18 protein-coding genes and 1 tRNA gene are annotated in these 19,464 nt (G+C 69.7%); 8 read left to right on the top strand and 11 right to left on the bottom strand.

The genetic code is table 11. From position 1 onward, the window contains the following. Positions 1-38: 38 nt before the first annotated feature. The 5 genes from ACWC21_RS11845 to ACWC21_RS11825 form a co-directional block, all read right to left on the bottom strand. The gene (locus ACWC21_RS11845) at positions 39-770 is read right to left on the bottom strand and encodes a nucleotidyltransferase family protein (protein WP_450880656.1); all 732 of its coding nucleotides are present in this window, start codon (positions 768-770) and stop codon (positions 39-41) included. Positions 771-860: 90 nt separating this feature from the next. After that, on the bottom strand, positions 861-1,307 hold the full coding sequence (locus tag ACWC21_RS11840) for a hypothetical protein (protein WP_450880654.1): 447 nt from the start codon (positions 1,305-1,307) through the stop codon (positions 861-863). A gap of 221 nt (positions 1,308-1,528) precedes the next feature. Then, on the bottom strand, positions 1,529-2,665 hold the full coding sequence (locus ACWC21_RS11835) for an ABC transporter ATP-binding protein (RefSeq protein WP_388791582.1): 1,137 nt from the start codon (positions 2,663-2,665) through the stop codon (positions 1,529-1,531). A gap of 357 nt (positions 2,666-3,022) precedes the next feature. Further along, positions 3,023-3,352, bottom strand: coding sequence for an RNA-guided endonuclease InsQ/TnpB family protein (locus tag ACWC21_RS11830; protein ID WP_450880652.1), 330 nt, complete (start codon positions 3,350-3,352; stop codon positions 3,023-3,025). Further along, positions 3,352-3,552 (bottom strand): hypothetical protein, encoded by a 201-nt coding sequence (locus ACWC21_RS11825; protein WP_450880650.1) that lies wholly within the window; start codon positions 3,550-3,552, stop codon positions 3,352-3,354. The genes ACWC21_RS11830 and ACWC21_RS11825 overlap by 1 nt, the downstream gene beginning before the upstream one ends. A gap of 177 nt (positions 3,553-3,729) precedes the next feature. On the opposite strand from ACWC21_RS11825, the gene ACWC21_RS11820 reads away from it, so the two are divergent. After that, positions 3,730-3,804 (top strand) — tRNA-Thr (locus ACWC21_RS11820). 43 nt (positions 3,805-3,847) lie between these two features. Here the strand turns inward: ACWC21_RS11820 and ACWC21_RS11815 are convergent. The 3 genes from ACWC21_RS11815 to ACWC21_RS11805 form a co-directional block, all read right to left on the bottom strand. Then, complete coding sequence (locus tag ACWC21_RS11815) at positions 3,848-7,090, bottom strand: IPT/TIG domain-containing protein (RefSeq protein ID WP_450880648.1); 3,243 nt, start codon at positions 7,088-7,090, stop codon at positions 3,848-3,850. A 103-nt stretch (positions 7,091-7,193) separates the two neighbouring features. Further along, complete coding sequence (locus ACWC21_RS11810) at positions 7,194-8,600, bottom strand: NAD(P)/FAD-dependent oxidoreductase (protein WP_450880646.1); 1,407 nt, start codon at positions 8,598-8,600, stop codon at positions 7,194-7,196. A 9-nt stretch (positions 8,601-8,609) separates the two neighbouring features. After that, positions 8,610-9,263 (bottom strand): rhomboid-like protein, encoded by a 654-nt coding sequence (locus ACWC21_RS11805; RefSeq protein WP_450880644.1) that lies wholly within the window; start codon positions 9,261-9,263, stop codon positions 8,610-8,612. Here ACWC21_RS11805 and ACWC21_RS11800 point away from each other — a divergent pair. From ACWC21_RS11800 to ACWC21_RS11785, 4 genes are all read left to right on the top strand, one after another. Next, entirely contained in the window at positions 9,262-10,176 is a 915-nt protein-coding gene (locus tag ACWC21_RS11800; RefSeq protein ID WP_450880642.1) for an aminoglycoside phosphotransferase family protein, read from the top strand. The genes ACWC21_RS11805 and ACWC21_RS11800 overlap by 2 nt on opposite strands. 173 nt (positions 10,177-10,349) lie before the next feature. Continuing rightward, entirely contained in the window at positions 10,350-11,858 is a 1,509-nt protein-coding gene (locus ACWC21_RS11795) for an nSTAND1 domain-containing NTPase (RefSeq protein WP_450880640.1), read from the top strand. Between the two features lies 1 nt (position 11,859). Then, complete coding sequence (locus ACWC21_RS11790) at positions 11,860-13,167, top strand: hypothetical protein (RefSeq protein ID WP_450880638.1); 1,308 nt, start codon at positions 11,860-11,862, stop codon at positions 13,165-13,167. 24 nt (positions 13,168-13,191) lie between these two features. Next, positions 13,192-13,680 (top strand): N-acetyltransferase family protein, encoded by a 489-nt coding sequence (locus ACWC21_RS11785; RefSeq protein ID WP_450880636.1) that lies wholly within the window; start codon positions 13,192-13,194, stop codon positions 13,678-13,680. Here the strand turns inward: ACWC21_RS11785 and ACWC21_RS11780 are convergent. Continuing rightward, positions 13,669-15,165 carry an MFS transporter gene (locus ACWC21_RS11780; protein WP_450880634.1) on the bottom strand — a complete coding sequence of 499 codons (1,497 nt, stop codon included), beginning with the start codon at positions 15,163-15,165 and terminating at the stop codon, positions 13,669-13,671. The two genes, ACWC21_RS11785 and ACWC21_RS11780, sit on opposite strands and share 12 nt — an antisense overlap. An 86-nt stretch (positions 15,166-15,251) precedes the next feature. Here ACWC21_RS11780 and ACWC21_RS11775 point away from each other — a divergent pair, with 86 nt between their 5' ends. Beyond that, positions 15,252-15,929, top strand: a complete 678-nt coding sequence (locus ACWC21_RS11775; RefSeq protein WP_450880632.1) for a pentapeptide repeat-containing protein — start codon at positions 15,252-15,254, stop codon at positions 15,927-15,929. A gap of 53 nt (positions 15,930-15,982) precedes the next feature. On the opposite strand, the gene ACWC21_RS11770 is transcribed toward ACWC21_RS11775, so the two are convergent. Further along, positions 15,983-16,483, bottom strand: coding sequence for a hypothetical protein (locus ACWC21_RS11770; protein ID WP_450880630.1), 501 nt, complete (start codon positions 16,481-16,483; stop codon positions 15,983-15,985). A gap of 76 nt (positions 16,484-16,559) precedes the next feature. On the opposite strand from ACWC21_RS11770, the gene ACWC21_RS11765 reads away from it, so the two are divergent. Beyond that, positions 16,560-17,963 carry a M1 family metallopeptidase gene (locus ACWC21_RS11765; protein ID WP_450880628.1) on the top strand — a complete coding sequence of 468 codons (1,404 nt, stop codon included), beginning with the start codon at positions 16,560-16,562 and terminating at the stop codon, positions 17,961-17,963. 123 nt (positions 17,964-18,086) lie between these two features. Here ACWC21_RS11765 and ACWC21_RS11760 read toward each other — a convergent pair whose 3' ends face one another. Continuing rightward, positions 18,087-18,662 (bottom strand): TerD family protein, encoded by a 576-nt coding sequence (locus tag ACWC21_RS11760; RefSeq protein ID WP_450880626.1) that lies wholly within the window; start codon positions 18,660-18,662, stop codon positions 18,087-18,089. Positions 18,663-18,827: 165 nt separating this feature from the next. Between ACWC21_RS11760 and arfB the strand changes: the two genes are divergently transcribed. Next, a complete protein-coding gene (gene arfB / locus ACWC21_RS11755; RefSeq protein WP_450880624.1) occupies positions 18,828-19,265 on the top strand; it encodes an alternative ribosome rescue aminoacyl-tRNA hydrolase ArfB in 438 nt (145 codons plus the stop codon). Positions 19,266-19,464: the final 199 nt, after the last annotated feature.

Here is a 19,464-nt window from a genome sequence, read left to right as displayed (position 1 = left end):
GAGCTGCCGTCCCGCCGAACCGTCGGCGACCCAGCGGTTCAGCGCCCCAGCGCCGCCAGCTCCTTGGCCGCCTCCGTCAGATCCTTCGCCGTGTCGATGGCCCGCCAGTAGGAGCCCTGCGGAATCGTGAAACCCGCCAGCCTGCGCTCACGCGCCAGATGCGGGAACGTGGTCCGCTCATGGTCACCGCGCGTGGGCAGAAGGCCGGCGAACTCCGGCGAGAACACATAGACGCCCGCGTTGATCTCGAACGTCGACGGCGGCGCCTCGATGAAGTCCGTGATGTGACCGAACCCGTCCGTCTTCACCGCACCCCACGGAAGGCGCGGCCGGGCCAGCGCGAGGGTCGCGACGGCGTCGCGCTCGGTGTGGAAGTCCGCCATGTCGCGGAGCGAGAAACGGGTCCAGATGTCACCGTTGGTGGCGTACCAGGGACGGTCCGGGTGAGGGAGACGCTCCGCCGCGTACTTCAGACCGCCACCGCGGCCGAGCGGCTCGGACTCCACGACGGTCGTGACGTTCACGGGCAGATCGGCCGTCGCCAGCCACTTCTGCAGAACCTCGGCGAGGTGGCCGCAGGAGACCACCACATCCGTCACGCCCTCCTCGGCGAGCCAGGAAAGCTGATGGCCGATGATCGGAGTACCCGTGCCGGGAATCTCGACCATCGGCTTGGGCCGGTCGTCGGTGTACGGACGCAGCCGTGAGCCCTGGCCACCGGCCAGGACCACGGCTTGAGTGGGGCGCGACGCGGCATTCGGATCGGTCATGACCGAACTGTACGCGGCGCCCCACTCGCGGCTTACGGCCGCAACCTGCTCCGCGAGCAGCTGTTACCCGTCCGGTCACTCGGCCGGACGTCAGCCGCGCGACGCGGCCAGCACCCCCGAGGCGAACGACGTGTCGCACACCGGACGGGCGTACGACTGGGCGCGCGAGGCGCCGTAGATGCGGACCGCGGCCCGGCCCAGGGCGCGGGCGATGGAGGTGCAGTGCCTCGCCAGGGACGGGTGCCCGTTCACGGCCTGCTGCAGATGGGTGAGAACCACACCCGGGTTCTTCTCCTGCAGTTCGCCCATCAGCCGATCCCGCAGAACGTCCTGCGGGGCGCGCTGCAAGGACCGGCCCGAGACGTCCGACGCGGTCAGCACCGAGTTCGAGGGGTTCCCCGACCAGTTGACCCGGGTGACCGCGAGGGTCCCGGAAAGCACCAGGAAGACGGGCAGGACAAGGGCGAGGGTGCGGCCGATCCGGCGGGCAGGGCCCCGGTGACCGCGTCGCGTCTGTGGGTTGGTGGAGTGCTTCACGCGAGTGAGGGTAGCGCGCGGTGATGATTTGGAGACATTGAGTCACCGGTTCGAGGGACAGGGAACTCCCCGTTTCCGAACGCGGTGTTGACGCACACTGCTCGAAATGCGCCCCCCTGGCGGGGTGTTCCAGGGCAAACAACCGGCAACGAGAAGGGCCCCGCAGCAGGCCGCGGGGCCCTTCTCGTCAACCTGGGTCGGATTCACCCGGCGCAGGGGTTTCAGTCGCTGAGACGCTCGCCCGTGGAGGTCGAGAAGACGTGCGTCTCACCCGGCCGCGGGACGACGTGCAGCTGCGCGCCCTTCTCCGGCACCTGACGGCCGTTGACGCGGACCACCAGGTCCTTGCGCTCGCCACCGACCTCGGCGGTGCCGTAGACGTAGCCGTCGGCGCCGAGCTCCTCCACCACGTTCACGGAGACCGCGAGACCGGCCGGGGCGTCCTCGGTGTCCTTCGACAGGGAGGCGGCGGTGCCACCGTCGTGCTCGACCACGTCGAAGTGCTCGGGGCGGACACCGACGGTCACCGTGCGGTCACCCTTGTCGGCGGCGGCCTTCAGGGCGTCCCGGTTGACGGGCACGACACTGTTGCCGAACTTCACACCGCCGTCGGTGATCGGCACCTCGACCAGGTTCATCGCCGGGGAGCCGATGAAGCCGGCGACGAACAGGTTGGCGGGCCGGTCGTACATGTTCCGGGGCGAGTCGACCTGCTGCAGCAGACCGTCCTTGAGCACGGCCACCCGGTCGCCCATCGTCATGGCCTCGACCTGGTCGTGGGTGACGTACACGGTGGTGATGCCGAGGCGGCGCTGCAGCGACGCGATCTGCGTACGCGTCGAGACACGCAGCTTGGCGTCCAGGTTGGACAGCGGCTCGTCCATGAGGAACACCTGCGGCTCACGCACGATGGCACGGCCCATCGCGACACGCTGCCGCTGACCACCGGAGAGCGCCTTCGGCTTGCGGTCCAGGTACTCGGTCAGGTCGAGGATCTTCGCGGCCTCCTCGACCTTCTGCCGGATCTCCGCCTTGTTGACGCCCGCGATCTTGAGCGCGAAGCCCATGTTGTCGGCGACCGTCATGTGCGGGTAGAGCGCGTAGTTCTGGAACACCATGGCGATGTCCCGGTCCTTCGGCGGCAGGTGCGTGACGTCGCGGTCACCGATGCGGATGGCGCCGGCGTTCACGTCCTCGAGCCCCGCGAGCATCCGGAGCGAGGTGGACTTGCCGCAGCCCGACGGGCCGACCAGGACGAGGAACTCGCCGTCCTCGATGTCGATCTCGAGCGCGTCGACGGCGGGCTTCGTGGAACCCGGGTAGATCCGGGTCGCCTTGTCGAACGAGACAGTGGCCATGGTGAGTAGGCCCCCTTCTACCGGCAGGAACGTGCCGGACGATCCGTTGTAGGAAGGTGGTTGGTGTAGTCCACCGGGGTGAACTGGGTCAGGACGGTACCTGGCGTTCACCTGGTCTGTCAGTAGCCCGAGGGGTGTGAACTTCGCGGAAATTCTCGTCGGTGGTAGAGCCACGGCTTTTTGACCCGCCTGGGGCTGGGGCAGAGCAACGAACTTTTGACCCTGCCGCAAGGCTTCCTGCTTCACCGTCCGCCGCCGATCACACACAGCCCTGACGAGCTGCACCTGACCGGTCTTACATGGACTCCACAGGCTTTCCGGCCGACGGCCCGCCGGTCCGTACCGCATCAGCCACTCCTACGCGGCCTGCAAAGACTCCCAGTACTGCCGCATCCCCTCGTCGCGCAGGTTCACGGCGGCATTCACGTCCCGGTCGTGCCTGACACCGCACCCGGCGCACGTCCAGCTCCGGACTGAGAGGCTCAGCTCCGGCCCCATGGTGTGACAGGCCGAGCACCGTCGGGTGGAAGGGAAGAACCGGTCGACGACCACCAACGTCCGGCCGTACCACTCGCACTTGTACCGGAGCTGCCGCAACAGCTCACCCCATCCGGCGTCGACGATCGAGCGGTTCAGCTTCGCCTTCCTCCGCCACGCGACGTCGCGCCCGGCCCGCAGCAGGGTCATCACGGACACATCCTCGGATAGAAGCGGAAGCGATAGAGCCGGTGGTGCGTGTCCGCAGCTTTGGCATGCCCCATCATCGGCGTCGCCGTGCGCGTGTGGTGCTTCCGGCGGTCACCGATGCCGAGCGCCTCGCGCTTGATTTGCTTGGCCTCTTCGCCTTTGACCACTTTCGGCTTCGGTGTGTCAGCCACCTCGTCCACCAGCCCTCCCCTCGACGATCCGATCTTCGGAACAGCACGTCAGACCGATCAGCGAACGGGTGCGCGGATAGTTACGCAGAGCTTTTGGGATCAGCGGGGTGGAGAACTCCTTGGCTTCTGGAATCCGTCTCTGTGTAGAGTGGTGCCGCCTCGGCGCGCGGCCATGTAGTGCGCGTTGCCTCCTTAGCTCAGCTGGCCTAGAGCGGATCACTTGTAATGATCAGGTCGTCGGTTCGAGTCCGACAGGGGGCTCAAAAGCCCAGGTCAGACACTTCTGACCTGGGCTTCCTCACATTCAGCCGCCGACCGCCCCGCTAGGCTTACTCACCGCCGACCCGTCCGTGTACCCGGTCCGGTGAGCGGTCACCTTCACGGTGATCTTCTTGTTCTTCTGGGCCGCCTTCAGGACCAGTGAGGACTTGGTCGCCCCGCTGATCGCCTTGCCGCCCGCGTACCACTGGTAGGAGTAAGACGTCGCCGCCGGGCTCCAGGTGCCGGCCGTCGCCTTGAGGGTCTTGCCGACTTTCGCCGTGCCGCTGATCACCGGGGCCTTGGTCGCCTTGGGGGCGTCGCCCTTGGTGACGGTGACCGTCGGTGAGGTCGCCGTTCCGTCGGCCCAGCCGCTGCGTACGGCGGTGACGGTCACGGTCAGCTTCTTGCCGACCAGTGATGCGGGGGTCGTGTACGTCGACGCCGTCGCGCCGGAGACGGCCTTGCCGTCGGCCTTCCACTGGTAGGTGTACGAGGACGGCGTCGCCGACCAGCTGCCGGTGGAGGCCGTGACCTTGGCGCCGACCTTGGGGGTGCCGGTGACCTTCGGTGCCGCCGTGTTCTCGAGCTTGGGCTGGGGGGTCACGGTGAACGAGCCGCGCTGGTACTCCCGGCCGGTGAGCACGCTGACGTTCCAGGTGCCGGTGGCCGCGCCGGTCAGGTCGAGTGTCGCCGTCACCGTGTGGTTGTCGGCGGACACCGAGTCCGCCGCGGCGGTGATCGTCTTGCCGGCCTGGCTGAGCCGGACGGTGACGTCGGAGTCGAGTGCGGTACCGGTGACCGTCAGCTTGACCTTGGTGCCGGTGGTTCCGGTGGTGGGGCTGACGGCGGTGACGCTCACCTTCTCGGTGCCACACGGTGTGGACGTGCAAGTCAGCTTGGCGCTGTAGGCGGTGCTGGAGGCCTTCTCGGGCAGGCCGAGCAGGAACACGGTCGGGGTGGAGTCCGGGGACGAGCCGAGTGCGTCGCAGTCGTAGCCCTCCGGGATGTAGTGCGTGCAGCCGTCGGTCCAGGAGGACGTGTTGTAGAGCGCGGGCACCGCCGTGGTGGTGGTGCCGGTCGTGTCCTTGATGTCGGTGGTGAAGCGGTCGAAGCCGGCGGTGGGCAGTGCCGCGCACGCGGTGGTGTGCGACTCGTCGAGCGTGCCGGTGACCGGTCCGTATCCGTAGGCGACGGACGGCGCCTTGGTGCACTCGGGCGCGGGGCCGTCGGCGGTGGCGATGCGGACTGCGTCCAGGTGGTATTCGGGGGAGGCCTTGAGGGTGGCCGGGGTCTGTACGAGCACCTGGTGGGTGGTGGAGCCGGTGACGGCGCAGGAGCGGTTCCGGAAGGAGCACTCGACGTTTCCGTCGCTGTCCAGGACGGCCATGTTGGCGGTGCCGAGGGTGTCGCGGACGTTGAGGTGCAGGACGTCGGTGGCCGCGTCGGTGGTGACCTGTCGGCAGTCGAGCGTGCCCGCGGCTCCGTACGCGCCCTTCAGGGAGGGGCCGCCGACCTTGGCCACCGCGGTGCCGGCGCAGCCTGCGGAGGATGCCGTCGCGGTGACGTCGCGCCGTGTGAGGGTGTAGGTGGCGGCCTGGTCGCGGCCGGTGACCAGTACGGTGTGGGGCTTGCCGGGGGTCAGTGTGCAGATGGTCCAGCCGTTGGTGGTGGCGTACCGGTCGCAGACCTTCTTGCCGGTGGAGTCCAGTACGGAGAATTTCGCCGCGGCTGTGCCGGAGGTGGCGGTCAGTTGGAGGACTTCGGCGCTTGTGTGGGCGTCCGCGGGGATGCTCAGGCAGTGTGAGAAGACGCCGTCGCCTGTGGCGAACGTGGCCTTGGCGCCGTCGGCGGTGAAGCTGCCGGCGGAGAGGACGGGACAGTCGTCCGCGATGTCCGTGCGGTGCAGGGCCACGGTGTACGGGCCCGTGGCGTCGCCGCCGTCGTCGTCGGTGTGGACGAGCGCGCGGTAGGGGGCCGTGCCCGTCAGTGCGCAGTCGCCGTTCGAGAGGTCGTCCGCCCCGCACTGCGCGGTGCCGGTCCGGTCGACGACTTCCACGTCCGCGTCGACGCCGGACGAGGTGAGCGGCGTCAGTGCGGCGAGCCGGGCGCCCTTGGGTGCGGACAGCGTCAGGCAGTCGTACTGGCCGACCGTGCTCAGTTCGCCCTTGTGCAGGCCGGTGCCGGTGGGCACGCATCCGGCGTCCGAGGCGCGGTCGAGGACGGCGAGTCCCTTGCGGGTGTCGTAGAAGGGGTAGGAGCCGTCGAGGACGGCGGTGTAGGTGCCGGGTTCGGGTATCCGGCAGGGGTCGGTGCCGGACCGGCACACGGTCTTGCCGTCGGCGTCGTACACCTGGACCGGGCCGGCGGAGCGGTCTTCGCTCACGTAGTGCACGGTGTAGGGACCGGCCTTGTCGGCGTCGAAGGTGAAGCAGGGGTTGGTGGTGAGGTCCTGGCCGCTGAGGGTGCCGTAGGGGCGTACGGGTGCGGTGGTGCAGCCCTGTGGGTCGTTCAGGCGGCGCGCTTTCACCGCGTAGTCGGCGGGGAAGCCCTTCTCGGTGGAGGAGATCTGGGAGATCACCCGGTAGGGACCCGTGCCGTCGGTGGGCAGGACGCAGCTGGTCTCGCCGTCCTCGGAGAAGTGGGGGCAGATCCGGGCGCCGGTGGAGTCGGTGATCCAGGCGGTGGAGGAGCCGTACACCTTGGAGCCGTAGGTGAGCCGGATCCGTTCACCGGGTTTGGCTGTGAACGGCTGGCAGTCGACCTCGACCGGGCTCACGGATGTCCGGGTCAGGTCGGGCTGGTCCCAGTCGGTGCCGACGGGGTCGGCGCAGCCCTTGGTCGCGGTGAGTGGGACGACGGTCACCGAGGTGTTGGCGGTGTCCCAGCCCCGGTTGACGACCTTGAGGGTGTAGGTGCCCGCGGCGGGCAGGTCGCACCAGCCCTGTTCCGCGTGTTCGGTGTCGTAGCAGTCGAGCTGGGTGCCGTCGGCGCTGTAGACCTGTGGGGACAGTTCGCTGCGCGTGTCGTCCACGGAGACCAGGTGCAGGCCTGCCGTTTCGGCGGTGATGGTGAAGCAGGTGCTGCTGTCGGCCGGGACGGCCGCCTTTCCGAGGGCGTCGCCGGGGTCGCCGAAGGGTGCGAGGGCGAGCGGGGCGCACTGTGGGTCGTCGGCGTGGGCGGTGGTCGCGTCCGTCAGGGTGAGCAGTGAGGTGAGCAGTGCGACGAGGACGGCGACGGCGGTGAGCCGCCCGGGTCTCGCCGCTGGACAGGAGTCGACGGTAGTCATGAATCCCCCCTGGATTGACGGATGTTGAGGTGATGGTCGCACATAGGTACGGCACAGCCTCGGTGGGTTTCCAGGGGCCGTTGGGGTGCGGGTGTTCCGGTTCTCAGTGCCGCCCGGCCACCCGGTCGGCCGCTCGGGCCAGGCGTGACGACTCCGTGCCCGGCCGTAGCCGCTCCCGCTGATCGGCGGCTCGGTACGTCGCGTACATTCCGTGCACGCCGAGCCAGCGCAGCGGTTCCGGCTCCCATTTGCGGACCTTGTGGTTGACCCATGGCAGGTCGGTCAGCTGGGTGCGGCCGCCTTGGCCGGAGTCCTGCTGGACGAGGTCCCGCAGAGTTCGTGCGGCGAGGTTGGTGGTGGCGACGCCTGAGCCGACGTATCCGCCCGCCCAGCCGATCCCGGTCGTGCGGTCGAGGGTGACCGTCGCACACCAGTCACGCGGTACTCCGAGCACTCCGGACCAGGCGTGTTCGACGCGGACCGCGGCCAGTGCCGGGAAGAAGCGGACGAGGATGTCCCGGAGGGCCTCGACGGTCGTGTCCTGGGTGCGGCCGTCGTTGTCGGTGCGGGATCCGAAGCGGTAGGGCACGCCGCGTCCGCCGAGCGCGATCCGCCCGTCGGCGGTGCGCTGGGCGTACATGTAGGCGTGGGCCATGTCGCCGAGGGTCTCCCGGCCGTTCCAGCCGATCGCCGACCACTGCTCGTCGGTGAGCGGCTCGGTGGCGATCATGGAGGAGTTCATGGGCAGCCAGGTCCGCCGCTGGCCCTTGAGGGAGGCGGTGAAGCCTTCCGTGCAGCGCAGGACGTAGGGCGCGCGGACGGTGCCGTACGGGGTGACGGCGTGCCGGGGACGGATCTCCGTCACCGGTGTCGACTCGTGGATGGTCACCCCGAGGGCCTCGACGGCGGCGGCGAGACCCTTCACCAGTTTCACCGGGTGCAGCCGTGCCCCGTGCGGTGTCCAGGTCGATCCGACCGCGTCGGCGACGCGGATCCGTTCGGCGGTCTCCCGGGCGCCGTACAGTTCGCGGTCCTTCTCCCCGTACGACAGTTCGTGCTGGTGGAAGGCCTTCAGCCGGGTGAGCTGGGCGGGTGTGGTCGCCACCTCGAGGACTCCGCCCCGGTGGATGTCCGCGTCGATGCCTTCGGCCTCCGTGACGGCGATGACCTCGTCGACGGTGTGGTTCATCGCCTGCTGCAGGCGGATCGCCGCCTCGCGGCCGTGCAGCTTCGCGTACCGGTCACGGCCGGCGACGCCGTTGTAGAGCCAGCCGCCGTTGCGCCCGGAGGCGCCGTAGCCGCAGAACTTCTGCTCCAGGACGGTGATGCGCAGGAACGGCGCGGCCTTCTTCAGGTAGTAGGCGGTCCACAGTCCGGTGTATCCGCCGCCGATGATCACGACGTCCGCGGAGGTGTCGCCGGGCAGTGGTTCCCGTGCCGCCGGGAGGCCGTCGTCGGTGTACCAGAAGGAGATGCCGCCGTTGACGACTGCGCGGGCCGAGCTGCTCATGGGCGGACGTTAGCTCCTGAGAGTGGCCAGTGTCTCCTTCGGATTCCATGTTTTTCCCTGGCCTCGGACCAGCGGATAGCAGGCCAGCCCGATCAGTACGGAGACGAAGTGCCCGAAGTCCGTGAAGGTGGGACCGGTGGCCAGTGGCACGGTGAAGAGGGCCAGCACGGCCGCCAGGTACCCGTACCGCCAGGGCGGCGCGATGCGGTAGGTCAGCACGGCCATCACTCCTGCCAGCGCGTAACTGACTCCGACGTCGAGGGTGTTGACCGCGGACTGTGGTGCCATGCCGTTCCGGATGGCCAGCAGCAGCGCGCCTTCGCTGGTCAGCGTGGCGAGTACGTGTGCGGCCGCGCACACCACCAGCCAGCGGGCCGTGCTCAGCCAGCGTTCGGCCTGTGCGTGGAAGACCGTGAACAGGGCCGCGTACGGCAGCCAGTAGCCGCTGTCGGTCCACATCGCGCTGGCGATCAGCACCCGCACCGGGTTCTGCGACAGCTCGTGGATGTTCGTCGACCGCTGTCTCAGGAAGTGGTGCTCGAACTCCGGCGACATGGCGTGCAGGGCGACGGTCGTGAAGAAGAGGATCATCAGCCACGCATAGGTGCCGGGAGCGCTGCGGACGTACGCCCACACCCTGCTGGTGCCCCGGTTGATTCGCATGAGCCGATTCACGCAGACGAGTAACGTCCGACGGGTGATCGACATTCCGGGTGGGCTGGCCGCTGCGCAGGAGAGGTACAACGGGGCGGCCGGACGGGCCTTCGTCGCCGGGCTGCCGGACCTGGCGGCCGGCTTCCTGGATCGTTGGGGGCTGCGCCTGGACGGGCCGTCGATGTACGGCGTCAACGCTCTGGTCCTGCCGGTCGTCGTGCGCGCCGACGGCACCCGGGCCGTGCTGAAACTGCAGCAGGCGGATGCGGAGACGGTGGGGGAGCCGGCCGCGCTGCGGGTCTGGGACGGTGACGGCGCGGTGCGTCTCCTGGGCCATGACCCGGTGTCCGGCACCATGCTGCTGGAACGCCTCGACCAGGGCCGCACGCTCTCCGGTCTCGCGGACTCCCGCGAGGCGGTGCGGGTCGTCGCCCGTCTGCTGGTGCGGCTGACGTCGTTCGCGGCGCCGGAGGGCGTGCGCCGCCTCGGTGACATCGCGTGCGCCATGCTGGAGCGGACTCCGCCGGTTCTGGCCCGTGTCGCGGACCCGTCGGCCCGCCGTCTGGTCGCCGACTGCGCGGCCGCGGTGCGGGAGGTCGCCGGCGAGCCCGGAGACCGCCTCCTCCACTGGGACCTGCACTTCGGGAACGTACTCGGCGCGTCTCGAGCTTCCTGGCTGGCCATCGATCCCAAGCCGCTGGCGGGTGATCCCGGGTTCGAACTGTGGCCCGCCCTGGTCAACCGTTTCGACGCGGACGAGGTGCGGTGGCGGTTCGACGCGATGACGGCGGTGCTGGGGCTGGACCGGGGGCGGGCGCGGGCGTGGACGCGGGGGCGGTTGCTGCAGAACTGTCTGTGGCAGGTGGAGAGCGGGCGCGGGATGGAGGAGCGGCATCTGGAGGTCGTCCGCAGACTGTGCTGACACCGCGTCCCGCGGACGGTGCCGGCGTGCCGTTCGGCAGCGCATCGCCGTCGCCTGTGCAGAGCTCTCCTCGGCACGTATCATGACGGCCCGTCACGCATCGGGGGGACCGGTTGAACTCAGGTGAGTCGAACAGCAAGCCGAGGCGGGCGCCCGCGCCCACCAGAAATCAAATGCGGCTCGAAGAGAAAATCGCGGAATTCGAACGCAGGCATGCTTTCGGTAAGGATCTCACCGCTTATCTGAGGCACAACCGCATCAAGGTCGTCCGTGTCGAACAGGGGCAGCAGGGGCGGTGGAGCCTGTTCACCGTACTGCCGGACCCGACTGCCGAGATGTTCGACATCGACCGGGAACTGCTCTTCCTCGCCACGGACTACGAGGCGGTCGAGCCGCGGATCCTGAGCGACCTCCAGTCGCAGATGCGGAAGAACGCCCGGGTGGAGGACGAGATCGCCGTCCTGATCAGCAAGGACAGCAATGCGCGGCGGCTGGTGAGAATGCGGGCGGGTGAGGCCGCGATCCTGACGATCGACGGGCGGAACCTGCCGCGTGACGTGCCCGACTTCCGGGTCATCGTCTCCGAGATGCTGGAGAGCGTCGATCACTTCAACGTGACCACTCCCATCACCTCTCCCAGTGCCTTCTTCGGCCGGCAGCGTGACATCTCCAGCGTGCGGCGGTATCTCGACCAGGGGCAGCACGTGGGGATCTTCGGGCTGAGGAAGGCGGGGAAGAGCAGTCTGCTGAACCGTGTCTCGGTCATCGAGCGGGAACGCGGCTCGATCGTGGTGAACCTGGACCTCAACGAGTACTTCGGTACTCCGCGGCGTTTCCGGGCCGGTGTGGTGCGGGCGCTTTCGGAGGAGCTGGCCAAGAGCCATGTCACGGTTCCGCGGCTGCGCAGTCTGCGACCGTCCCACGGGCGGGACGACTTCATCAACGAATACTGGATGAGCGATCTGGACGCGCTGCTGAACGCGGTACCGCTCTCACGCAACGTCATCCTCGTCATCGACGAGATCGACAGTGCCCTTCCCTCCCGGATCCTCAGCAGGGCGGAGGCCGACGAGGAGGTCGGTCTGCTGCGGGCGCTCTCGCAGCTGCGCGCGTTCATCCAGAAGCGTCAGAGCCGTGGTCAGCTGCCCCCGGTCATCCTGTCCGCCGGGGTCGACCCGTCGCTCTTCGAGCGGGCCTCGGTGCGGGGGATCACGAATCCGTTGTTCCAGTTCTCGGCCCTCAAGTTCATCGAGCCGATGGACCGGGACGAGCTGCAGGACATGATTCGCACGCTCGGCAAGCGGACGGGCCTGAAGTTCCGCAGTCACGAGGTGATCGACGAACTGATGGAGGAGTACGGCGGCCATCCGTTGCTCACCCGGCAGGCCTGTTCCTATGTGCACCGTCACCGTCCCAAGGGTGTGGTGCCCCATCAGGTGCAGAAGAGCGACGTCCAGAAGGCCTTCGCCGCCAAGGGGCCCGGTTCGCCGCTGGAGCACGCCCGCGCCATCCCGGAGAGCTTCTCCGAGTGGTTCCCCGAGGAGTCGGAGCTCCTGCGCGAGCGGTGGTCGAGCGCGCAGTTCGGCCCGGTGGACACGTCCGGACTGGAGCACGCCATTTCCTACGGCCTGATCCACGAGGACGGGAGCGTCCGGATGAGGGCGCTCACGAGGACGCGCTGACATGACGTTCCGGTTCAAGAGCCATGACGAGCTCGCCGAGGTGATCGTCGAACACCTCGTCTACGGGCAGATAGTGATCCTGCGCGCGATGCCGGGTTCCGGCCGCTCGGTGCTCCTCGCCGGTATCTCCCGGAGGTACGAGGAGATCATCGGATGTGCCCCGCGTGTCGTGCGGCCCGGGGAGAAGACCGACCCCGACACGGTGGTGGGGGAGGTCGAGTCCCAGGTGGCGCACTGGGGGCAGGCGGCGGTACTGCTGGACGACTGGGGGAGGACGGTCAGGTCGGCCCCCGGTACCCCGTGGCAGCAGAGGATGACCCGGCTGTGCGTGGACGGCCCGCGGGCCGTCCAGACCGGGGCACTCATCGTGGGCGCCCCCGGAGAGAACCTGTCGCGCTTCGGTGAACAGGCGAGCCCTCTGGTGGACGCCGCTCACGAGGTGTTCCCGATGCCGCTGCTGACCGTCGAGGAGATAGCGCGGGCGCTGGGTGAGTCCGGCGTGGGCAGTGCGGACGCGGAGTCGGCCGCCCTCGAGTACGGCGGCAGCGTGGGCCTGCTGAGGCGTCTCGCCGACGGCCGGCTCACCGCGGCGGACATCGAGGAAGCGGTGGTCAGCGCCGCCTACCACGCCCAGTCGGACGCGGCGCAGAGGATCATCGACCTGTCGCGCAAGGAAGGCCTGGAGCTGGCCTGCGACGACATCGACGTACGTCTCTCCCCGGTCGTCGTCCGGACCTCCTCGGGGAGGTCCATGCTCGGGAAGGCGTTCCACCGTCGCGGTATCAAGGACCTGGTCATCGGCGCCGGCTCCGCGTGGCCCCGGGGGCGGAAGGCGGCGGTGCGCCGCTTCTACAGCCGTGTCTACGGAAGCGACGACGTCTTCTGGTTCGACCGCTATCTCAGCTCGGCGCTGCCGGAACTGACCGACTTCCTGGAGGAGCTCAGCAAGGTGACGACGGGCGGGAGCCGCACCTTGCGGCTGCTCAGCGGTACGCCGTTCAAGCCGATCCCGCCCGCCGTCGAGGCCCGCTTCGTCTCGGCGGTGGGGAAGTGGTCCACGCGCGGACTGCACGTGCACTGGCACGCCGTCCGCAAGGCCGACATCATCCCCCTGCACGACAGACAGCTGGTGTCGAGATCACGGCTCGAGGGCCATCACCTCCCGCCGGCCGATCGTGTGGTCGGCAAGGTCCCGGCCGGCAACGAGAACGACGCGTTGCTGCCCCAGGCCCCCATCTCGCCCATCGAGGCGGCGTGGCTCGGATCGTCGTGCCTGATGTGCCCGGCCCCGGTCAGCTGTCGGTACTGAGTCTTCCCGCCCTACCCTCGCCGCATGATTCGCAGCGCTGCCGAAGCCGATGTCCCCGTCATCCACGCCCTGGTCCGTGAGCTGGCCGAGTACGAGAAGGCGCCGCAGGAGGTGAAGGCCGGTCCCGAGCAGTTGCGGGAGGCGCTGTTCGGGGCGCGCCCTGCCGCCTTCGCGCATGTGGCCGTGGACGACGCGACCGGTGAGACCGTGGGGTTCGCGTTGTGGTTCCTGAACTTCTCGACGTGGACGGGTGTGCGGGGGATCCATCTGGAGGACCTGTACGTCCGTCCCGGGGCCCGGGGCGGCGGCCACGGGAGGGCGTTGCTGGCCGAGCTGGCCCGGATATGCGTGGAGCGGGGCTATGAGCGGCTGGAGTGGGCGGTGCTGGACTGGAACCGGCCCGCGATCGGGTTCTACGAGTCGCTGGGGGCCCGTGCGCAGGACGAGTGGACGGTGTACCGGCTGTCGGGCGGGGCGCTGGCGGGGCTGGCCGGGGTGCCGTCAGGTCACTGATTCGGGGACGGGGGTCGCCGTGGGCGCGCCGTGTCCCGGGGCCTTGGCGGTGACCATCAGGCCGGCGACGAGGCCGGCGAGGAGCATGATGCTGGCGGCCCACCAGATGGCGACCGTGTAGCCGTGGACGATTCCGGCGGGGACCACGGTGGCTTTCTGGGCGGGGCTGGTCAGGTGCGCGGTGATGTAGGCGGCGCTGCTGGTGGTGGCGACGGTGTTGAGCAGGGCCGTGCCGATGGAGCCGCCGACCTGCTGTGAGGTGTTGACGGTGGCGGAGGTGACGCCGGAGTCCTGGGGGGCGACGCCCGCGGTGGCGGTGGCGAAGACCGGCATGAAGGTCAGGCCCATGCCGAGGCCCATGAGGAGGAGGGCGGGGAGGATCTCGGTGGCGTAGTCGGAGTGGACCGTCATGCGGGTGAGGACGAGCATGCCGCCCGCGGCGAGGACCATGCCGGGGGCCATCAGGGCGCGGGGCGGGACGTGCTGCAGGAGCCGGGCGGATATCTGGGTCGCGCCGATGATGATGGCGGCGGTCAGCGGGAGGAAGCCCAGGCCTGTCCTGACCGGTGAGTAGCCGAGGATGACCTGCAGGTAGTAGGTCATGAACAGGAACAGACCGAACATGCCGATGGTGGCGAGGCCCATGGTGAGGAAGCAGCCGGCGCGGTCGCGGTCCTTGACGATGTGCAGGGGGAGCAGGGGCATGGGGGCCCGGCTCTGCCACCACACGAAGACGGTGAGCAGGAGCAGTCCGGTGGCGAACAGGGCGAGGACGAGGGGGTCGGTCCAGCCGCGGGGTTCGGCTTCGCTGAAGCCGTAGACGACGGCGACGAGCCCGCCGCAGCCGAGCAGGGCGCCGGGTACGTCGAGGCGGGCGCCGGCGTGGCCGGGGCGGTCGTGGAGGAGGGCGAAGGCGCCGAGGACGGCGACGGCGGCGATGGGGACGTTGACGTAGAGGCACCAGCGCCAGTTGAGGTATTCGGTGAGCAGGCCGCCGACGATGAAGCCGATCGCGGAGCCGCTGCCGGCGAGGGCGCCGTAGATGCCGAAGGCTTTCCCGCGTTCCCTGGGGTCGGTGAACGTGGTGGTGAGCAGACTGAGCGCGGAGGGGGCGAGGACGGCGGCGAAGGCGCCCTGGAGGGCGCGGGCGCCGAAGAGCATGCCCGAGGTGGTGGCGGCGCCGCCGAGTGCGGAGGCGGCGGCGAAGCCGATGAGCCCGATGACGAAGGTGCGTTTGCGGCCCACGAGGTCGGCGATGCGGCCGCCGAGCAGGAGCAGGCCGCCGAAGGCCAGGGTGTAGGCGGTGATCACCCACTGGCGGTTCCCGTCGGACATGCCCAGGTCGTGCTGGGCGGAGGGGAGGGCGATGTTCACGATCGTGGCGTCCAGGACCACCATCAGCTGGGCCAGCGCGATGATCACCAGGCCCCACCAGCGGCGCGGGTCCGTGTCCGGGGCGGATTGAGCCGTTCGGGTGACATTCACCCGCCCAGAAGACCACGTATCGGTATCTGTCGCATCTGTGGAGGCGGCGCCCGTCGGTTGTCAGTGGTGGGGTGCAGCATGGGGGCATGGCGAGGAAGGCGACCGGCGGTGCCGGTGGGACGAGGGCGGCGCGGCGACCGGAGCTGCGGCTGCCACCGCTGGAACCCTGGGACGGCGGCGGGCTGGAGCCGGACGGGGACTACGACGGGGTGGAGTTCGGCGAGGCGGACTTCGCGGGGCAGGACGGGGCGGGCGCGCGTTTCATGGACTGCGCGCTGACGGGGTGCGTCGTCGACGAGGCACGCCTGCATCACGCCCGGATCCTGGACAGCGTGCTGTCGGGGATACGGGGCGTGGGGACCGATCTGGCCGAGTCGACCCTGCGTGACGTCGAGGTCCACGACGCCCGCCTCGGCGGTACCCAGCTGCACGGTGCCGTTCTGGAGCGGGTCCTGATCCGCGGCGGCAAGATCGACTACCTCAACCTCCGCAAGGCCAGGCTGACGGACGTCGTCTTCGAGGGCTGCGTCCTCGTCGAACCCGACTTCGGCGGAGCCCGCCTGGACCGTGTGGAGTTCGTCGACTGTGTCCTGAAGTCCGTCGACCTCACCGACGTGACCCTCACCCACGTGGACCTGCGCGGGGCCGCTTCGCTGGAGATCGCGCGGGGGGTCGGGCGGTTGGCGGGAGCGGTGATCAGCCCGGGACAGCTGCTGGATCTGGCACCGGTGCTGGCAGGGGAGCTGGGGATCCGGGTGGAGTGAGGGCCGAAGCGGGGGCTTGGGGGCGGCAGCCCCCGGCAGAGCCCCGCAGCGATCTACGGCACCCTCGGAAACCGGGCCTGCAGCGTCCAGATCGCCGGGTTCTCCGACAGGGCCTCGTGCAGGTCCGTCAGGTCGGCTATCAGGTCGTGCAGGAAGTCGCGGGCTTCCCGGCGCAGTTCGGCGTGCGAGAAGGAGAGGGGGGACTCCTCGGCCGGCATCCAGTCGGCGGCGATGTCCACCCAGCCGAAGCGGCGCTCGAAGAGCATGCGGTCGGTGGACTCGGTGAAGTCCAGCTCCGCCCGCTGGGGCCGGGAGGCACGGGAACCCGCCGGGTCCCGGTCCAGGCGCTCCGCGATGTCGCACAGGGCCCAGGCGAAGTCCAGCACCGGCACCCATCCCCAGGCTGTGGACAGTTCCCGGTCCGTCTTGGTGTCGGCGAGGTAGACGTCACCGCAGAACAGGTCGTGGCGGAGGGCGTGGACGTCCGCGTGCCGGTAGTCGGTCTGCGGCGGGTCGGGGAAGCGGGTGGAGAGGGCGTAGCCGATGTCGAGCACGTACGTGATGGTGTCACGCCGGTCCGGGGCCGCCGCACGCCTCCCGGCCGGGACGGGCCCGCATAGGATCACCGTCGTGCCCAGATCCGTGCGTCTCGTCCCGGTCTCCGCCGCGTTCCTCGCCCTCGCTCTCACCGCGTGCGACGGCGGGGTGCACGGCACCCCCGGCGGCTACGGCGTACAGGACCCGTACTTCCCCAGGGCGGGCAACGGCGGCTACGACGTCACCCACTACGGCCTGACCCTCTCCTACGACCCCGCCCGCCACCACCTCACCGGCACCGCGGTGATCACGGCTCGTGCGACCGAGGACCTGTCCGCCTTCGACCTGGACCTCAAGGGCATGGACGTCGAGGCCGTCACCGTCGAGGGCCGTGACGCCCGCTGGAACCGGGCCGGCCAGGAGCTGACCGTCCGTCCGCGCGACGACCTGGACGAGGGGGAGACGTTCGAGGCCACGGTGCGCTACTCGGGCACCCCGGAGACGATCACCGACCCAGACGGTTCCAAGGAGGGCTGGCTGCGTACCGCCGACGGCGCGCTGGCACTGGGCGAGCCGACCGGCTCCATGGCCTGGTTCCCCGGCAACCACCACCCTTCCGACAAGGCGTCGTACGACATCACGGTCACCGTCCCCAAGGGGCTGCAGGCCGTCTCCAACGGTGAGCCGACGGCGCAGCGCACGACCGGCGGCCGTACGACGTTCGTCTGGCACGCCGCCGATCCCATGGCGAGTTACCTGGCCACGGTCGCCATCGGCCACTACGACATCACGCGCACGACCACCGGGGACGGCCTGCCGGTGTACGTGGCCGTCGACCCCACGGAGACGGCGGCGAGCCGCAAGGTGCTGGCGAAGATCCCCGAGGTCATGAAGTGGGAGGAGTACAACTTCGGCCCGTACCCCTTCTCCTCGACGGGTGCGATCGTGGACCGGGCCGAGGACGCGGGCTACGCCCTGGAGACCCAGACCCGCCCGGTCTTCCCGGGCGCCCCCGACACCGCGACCCTCGTCCACGAGCTCGCCCACCAGTGGTACGGCGACTCCGTCACCCCGAAGAGCTGGCGGGACATGTGGCTGAACGAGAGCTTCGCCACCTACGCGGAGTGGCTGTGGCAGGAGGACCACGGCGGCGACTCCGCGCAGCAGATCTTCACCGCGCTCTACGACGGCACGTCCGACGAGGTCGACGACCCGGACGCCCTCTGGGCCTTCCCGCCCGCGAAGCCGAGCAGTGCCGCGCACATCTCCGACCCGCCCGTCTACCAGCGCGGCGCGATGGTCCTGCACAAGATCCGCCAGAAGGTCGGCGACGACACCTTCTACGACATCATCCAGGGCTGGGCCGCCGCCCACCGGTATGGCAACGCCGGCACCGCCGACTTCACGGCGTACGTGGAGAAGCAGGCCCCGGGCAAGGACTTCGGGTCGATCTGGACCGACTGGCTGTACGGGGACGGCAAGCCGGACCACCCCTGAGTGCCTCCGGCGGGCAGGGACTCGAGGATCACGCCGGGCGATCGACCGCCGGACCCGGCGGAGCCCCGGTCGGTTTCTCGCGGTGCGAGCACGACCGGGGCTCCGTCAACGAGCTTGTGCGGCTCAGACGTTGACGCCGAAGTCCTGCGCGATGCCCACCAGGCCCGAGGCGTAGCCCTGGCCGACGGCGCGGAACTTCCACTCGGCGCCGTTGCGGTAGAGCTCGCCGAAGACCATGGCGGTTTCGGTGGCCGCGTCCTCGGAGAGGTCGTAGCGGGCGATCTCGGCGCCGCCGGCCTGGTTGACGATGCGGATGTAGGCGTTGCGGACCTGGCCGAAGTTCTGGTTGCGGTTCTCGGCGTCGTAGATGGAGACCGGGAAGACGATCTTGTCGACGTCGGCCGGGAGAGCCGCCAGGTTGACGTTGATCGCCTCGTCGTCGCCCGCGCCCTCGCCGGTGCGGTTGTCACCGGTGTGGACGATCGAGTTGTCCGGGGTGTTCTTGTTGTTGAAGAAGACGAAGTGGGCGTCCGAGTAGACCTTGCCCTGCGTGTTGACCGCGATGGCGGAGGCGTCCAGGTCGAAGTCCGTGCCGGTGGTGGTGCGGACGTCCCAGCCGAGGCCCACGGTGACGGCGGTCAGGCCCGGAGCTTCCTTGGTGAGCGAGACGTTGCCGCCCTTGGACAGGCTTACAGCCATGGTTTGGGAGTCCCTTCCCTCGTTGCGTCAGTACGGGCTTCGCACTGGGGACGAAGCTACCGTCACTCCGGAGAACGCCGAGGGGGGTCCCGGTGGTTCCGGATGGCTTTACCTTTTTTACCCGATGCGAAATCCGGGTGACGTGGACGGGACGGAGGCGGGAACATGGACGGCATGTCCGGTCCTTACGTCGTCCGTGGCTCCGTCTCGCTGCCCGAGGCCGAGCTGATGTGGCGTTTCTCGCGGTCCTCGGGACCTGGCGGGCAGCACGTCAACACCAGTGACTCGCAGGTGGAGCTGCGCTTCGACCTGGCGCGGACCGAGGCGCTTCCCCAGGTGTGGAAGGAGCGGGCGCTGGCCCGGCTGAGCGGGCGGCTGGTCGACGGCGTCGTCACCGTCCGCGCCTCCGAGCACCGCTCCCAGTGGCGCAACCGGGAGACCGCCGCGGTGCGCCTCGCGGCGCTTCTCGCCGAGGCCACCGCACCCCCGCCCAAGCCGCGCAGGCCGACCCGCATCCCGCGCGGGATCAACGAGCGCCGGCTCCGGGAGAAGAAGCAGCGCTCGGACACCAAGCGGGGCAGGTCGGGACGCGACTGGGGCTGAGCGCCCCCGCCGCCCCGACGCCGGCGTCGCGCCCAGGCCGCCCGGGCTGCCCCTCGGGGCTTCGGACACCGTGGCAACGCGGGTTCAGCGCCCCCGCCGCCCCTGCCCGTTCCCGTCCTCCAGGGGCTCCGCCCCTTCGACCCCGGCCGGGGGGCTCCGCCCCCGTCCCCTGCGGGACTGCGTCCGTCCCCTGCGGGGC

Source organism: Streptomyces sp. NPDC001348 (assembly GCF_053597535.1).
This window is presented reverse-complemented; position numbering and strand designations above follow the sequence as displayed.

What these genes read in the sequence shown, in the direction of transcription:
- ACWC21_RS11845 (WP_450880656.1), bottom strand. Translation starts at nt 770, where the DNA reads ATGACCGATCCGAATGCCGCGTCGCGCCCCACTCAAGCCGTGGTCCTG.
- ACWC21_RS11835 (WP_388791582.1), bottom strand. Translation starts at nt 2,665, where the DNA reads ATGGCCACTGTCTCGTTCGACAAGGCGACCCGGATCTACCCGGGTTCC.
- ACWC21_RS11830 (WP_450880652.1), bottom strand. Translation starts at nt 3,352, where the DNA reads ATGACCCTGCTGCGGGCCGGGCGCGACGTCGCGTGGCGGAGGAAGGCG.
- ACWC21_RS11815 (WP_450880648.1), bottom strand. Translation starts at nt 7,090, where the DNA reads ATGACTACCGTCGACTCCTGTCCAGCGGCGAGACCCGGGCGGCTCACC.
- ACWC21_RS11810 (WP_450880646.1), bottom strand. Translation starts at nt 8,600, where the DNA reads ATGAGCAGCTCGGCCCGCGCAGTCGTCAACGGCGGCATCTCCTTCTGG.
- ACWC21_RS11800 (WP_450880642.1), top strand. Translation starts at nt 9,262, where the DNA reads ATGAGCCGATTCACGCAGACGAGTAACGTCCGACGGGTGATCGACATT.
- ACWC21_RS11805 (WP_450880644.1), bottom strand. Translation starts at nt 9,263, where the DNA reads ATGCGAATCAACCGGGGCACCAGCAGGGTGTGGGCGTACGTCCGCAGC.
- ACWC21_RS11795 (WP_450880640.1), top strand. Translation starts at nt 10,350, where the DNA reads ATGCGGCTCGAAGAGAAAATCGCGGAATTCGAACGCAGGCATGCTTTC.
- ACWC21_RS11790 (WP_450880638.1), top strand. Translation starts at nt 11,860, where the DNA reads ATGACGTTCCGGTTCAAGAGCCATGACGAGCTCGCCGAGGTGATCGTC.
- ACWC21_RS11785 (WP_450880636.1), top strand. Translation starts at nt 13,192, where the DNA reads ATGATTCGCAGCGCTGCCGAAGCCGATGTCCCCGTCATCCACGCCCTG.
- ACWC21_RS11775 (WP_450880632.1), top strand. Translation starts at nt 15,252, where the DNA reads ATGGCGAGGAAGGCGACCGGCGGTGCCGGTGGGACGAGGGCGGCGCGG.
- ACWC21_RS11760 (WP_450880626.1), bottom strand. Translation starts at nt 18,662, where the DNA reads ATGGCTGTAAGCCTGTCCAAGGGCGGCAACGTCTCGCTCACCAAGGAA.
- arfB (WP_450880624.1), top strand. Translation starts at nt 18,828, where the DNA reads ATGGACGGCATGTCCGGTCCTTACGTCGTCCGTGGCTCCGTCTCGCTG.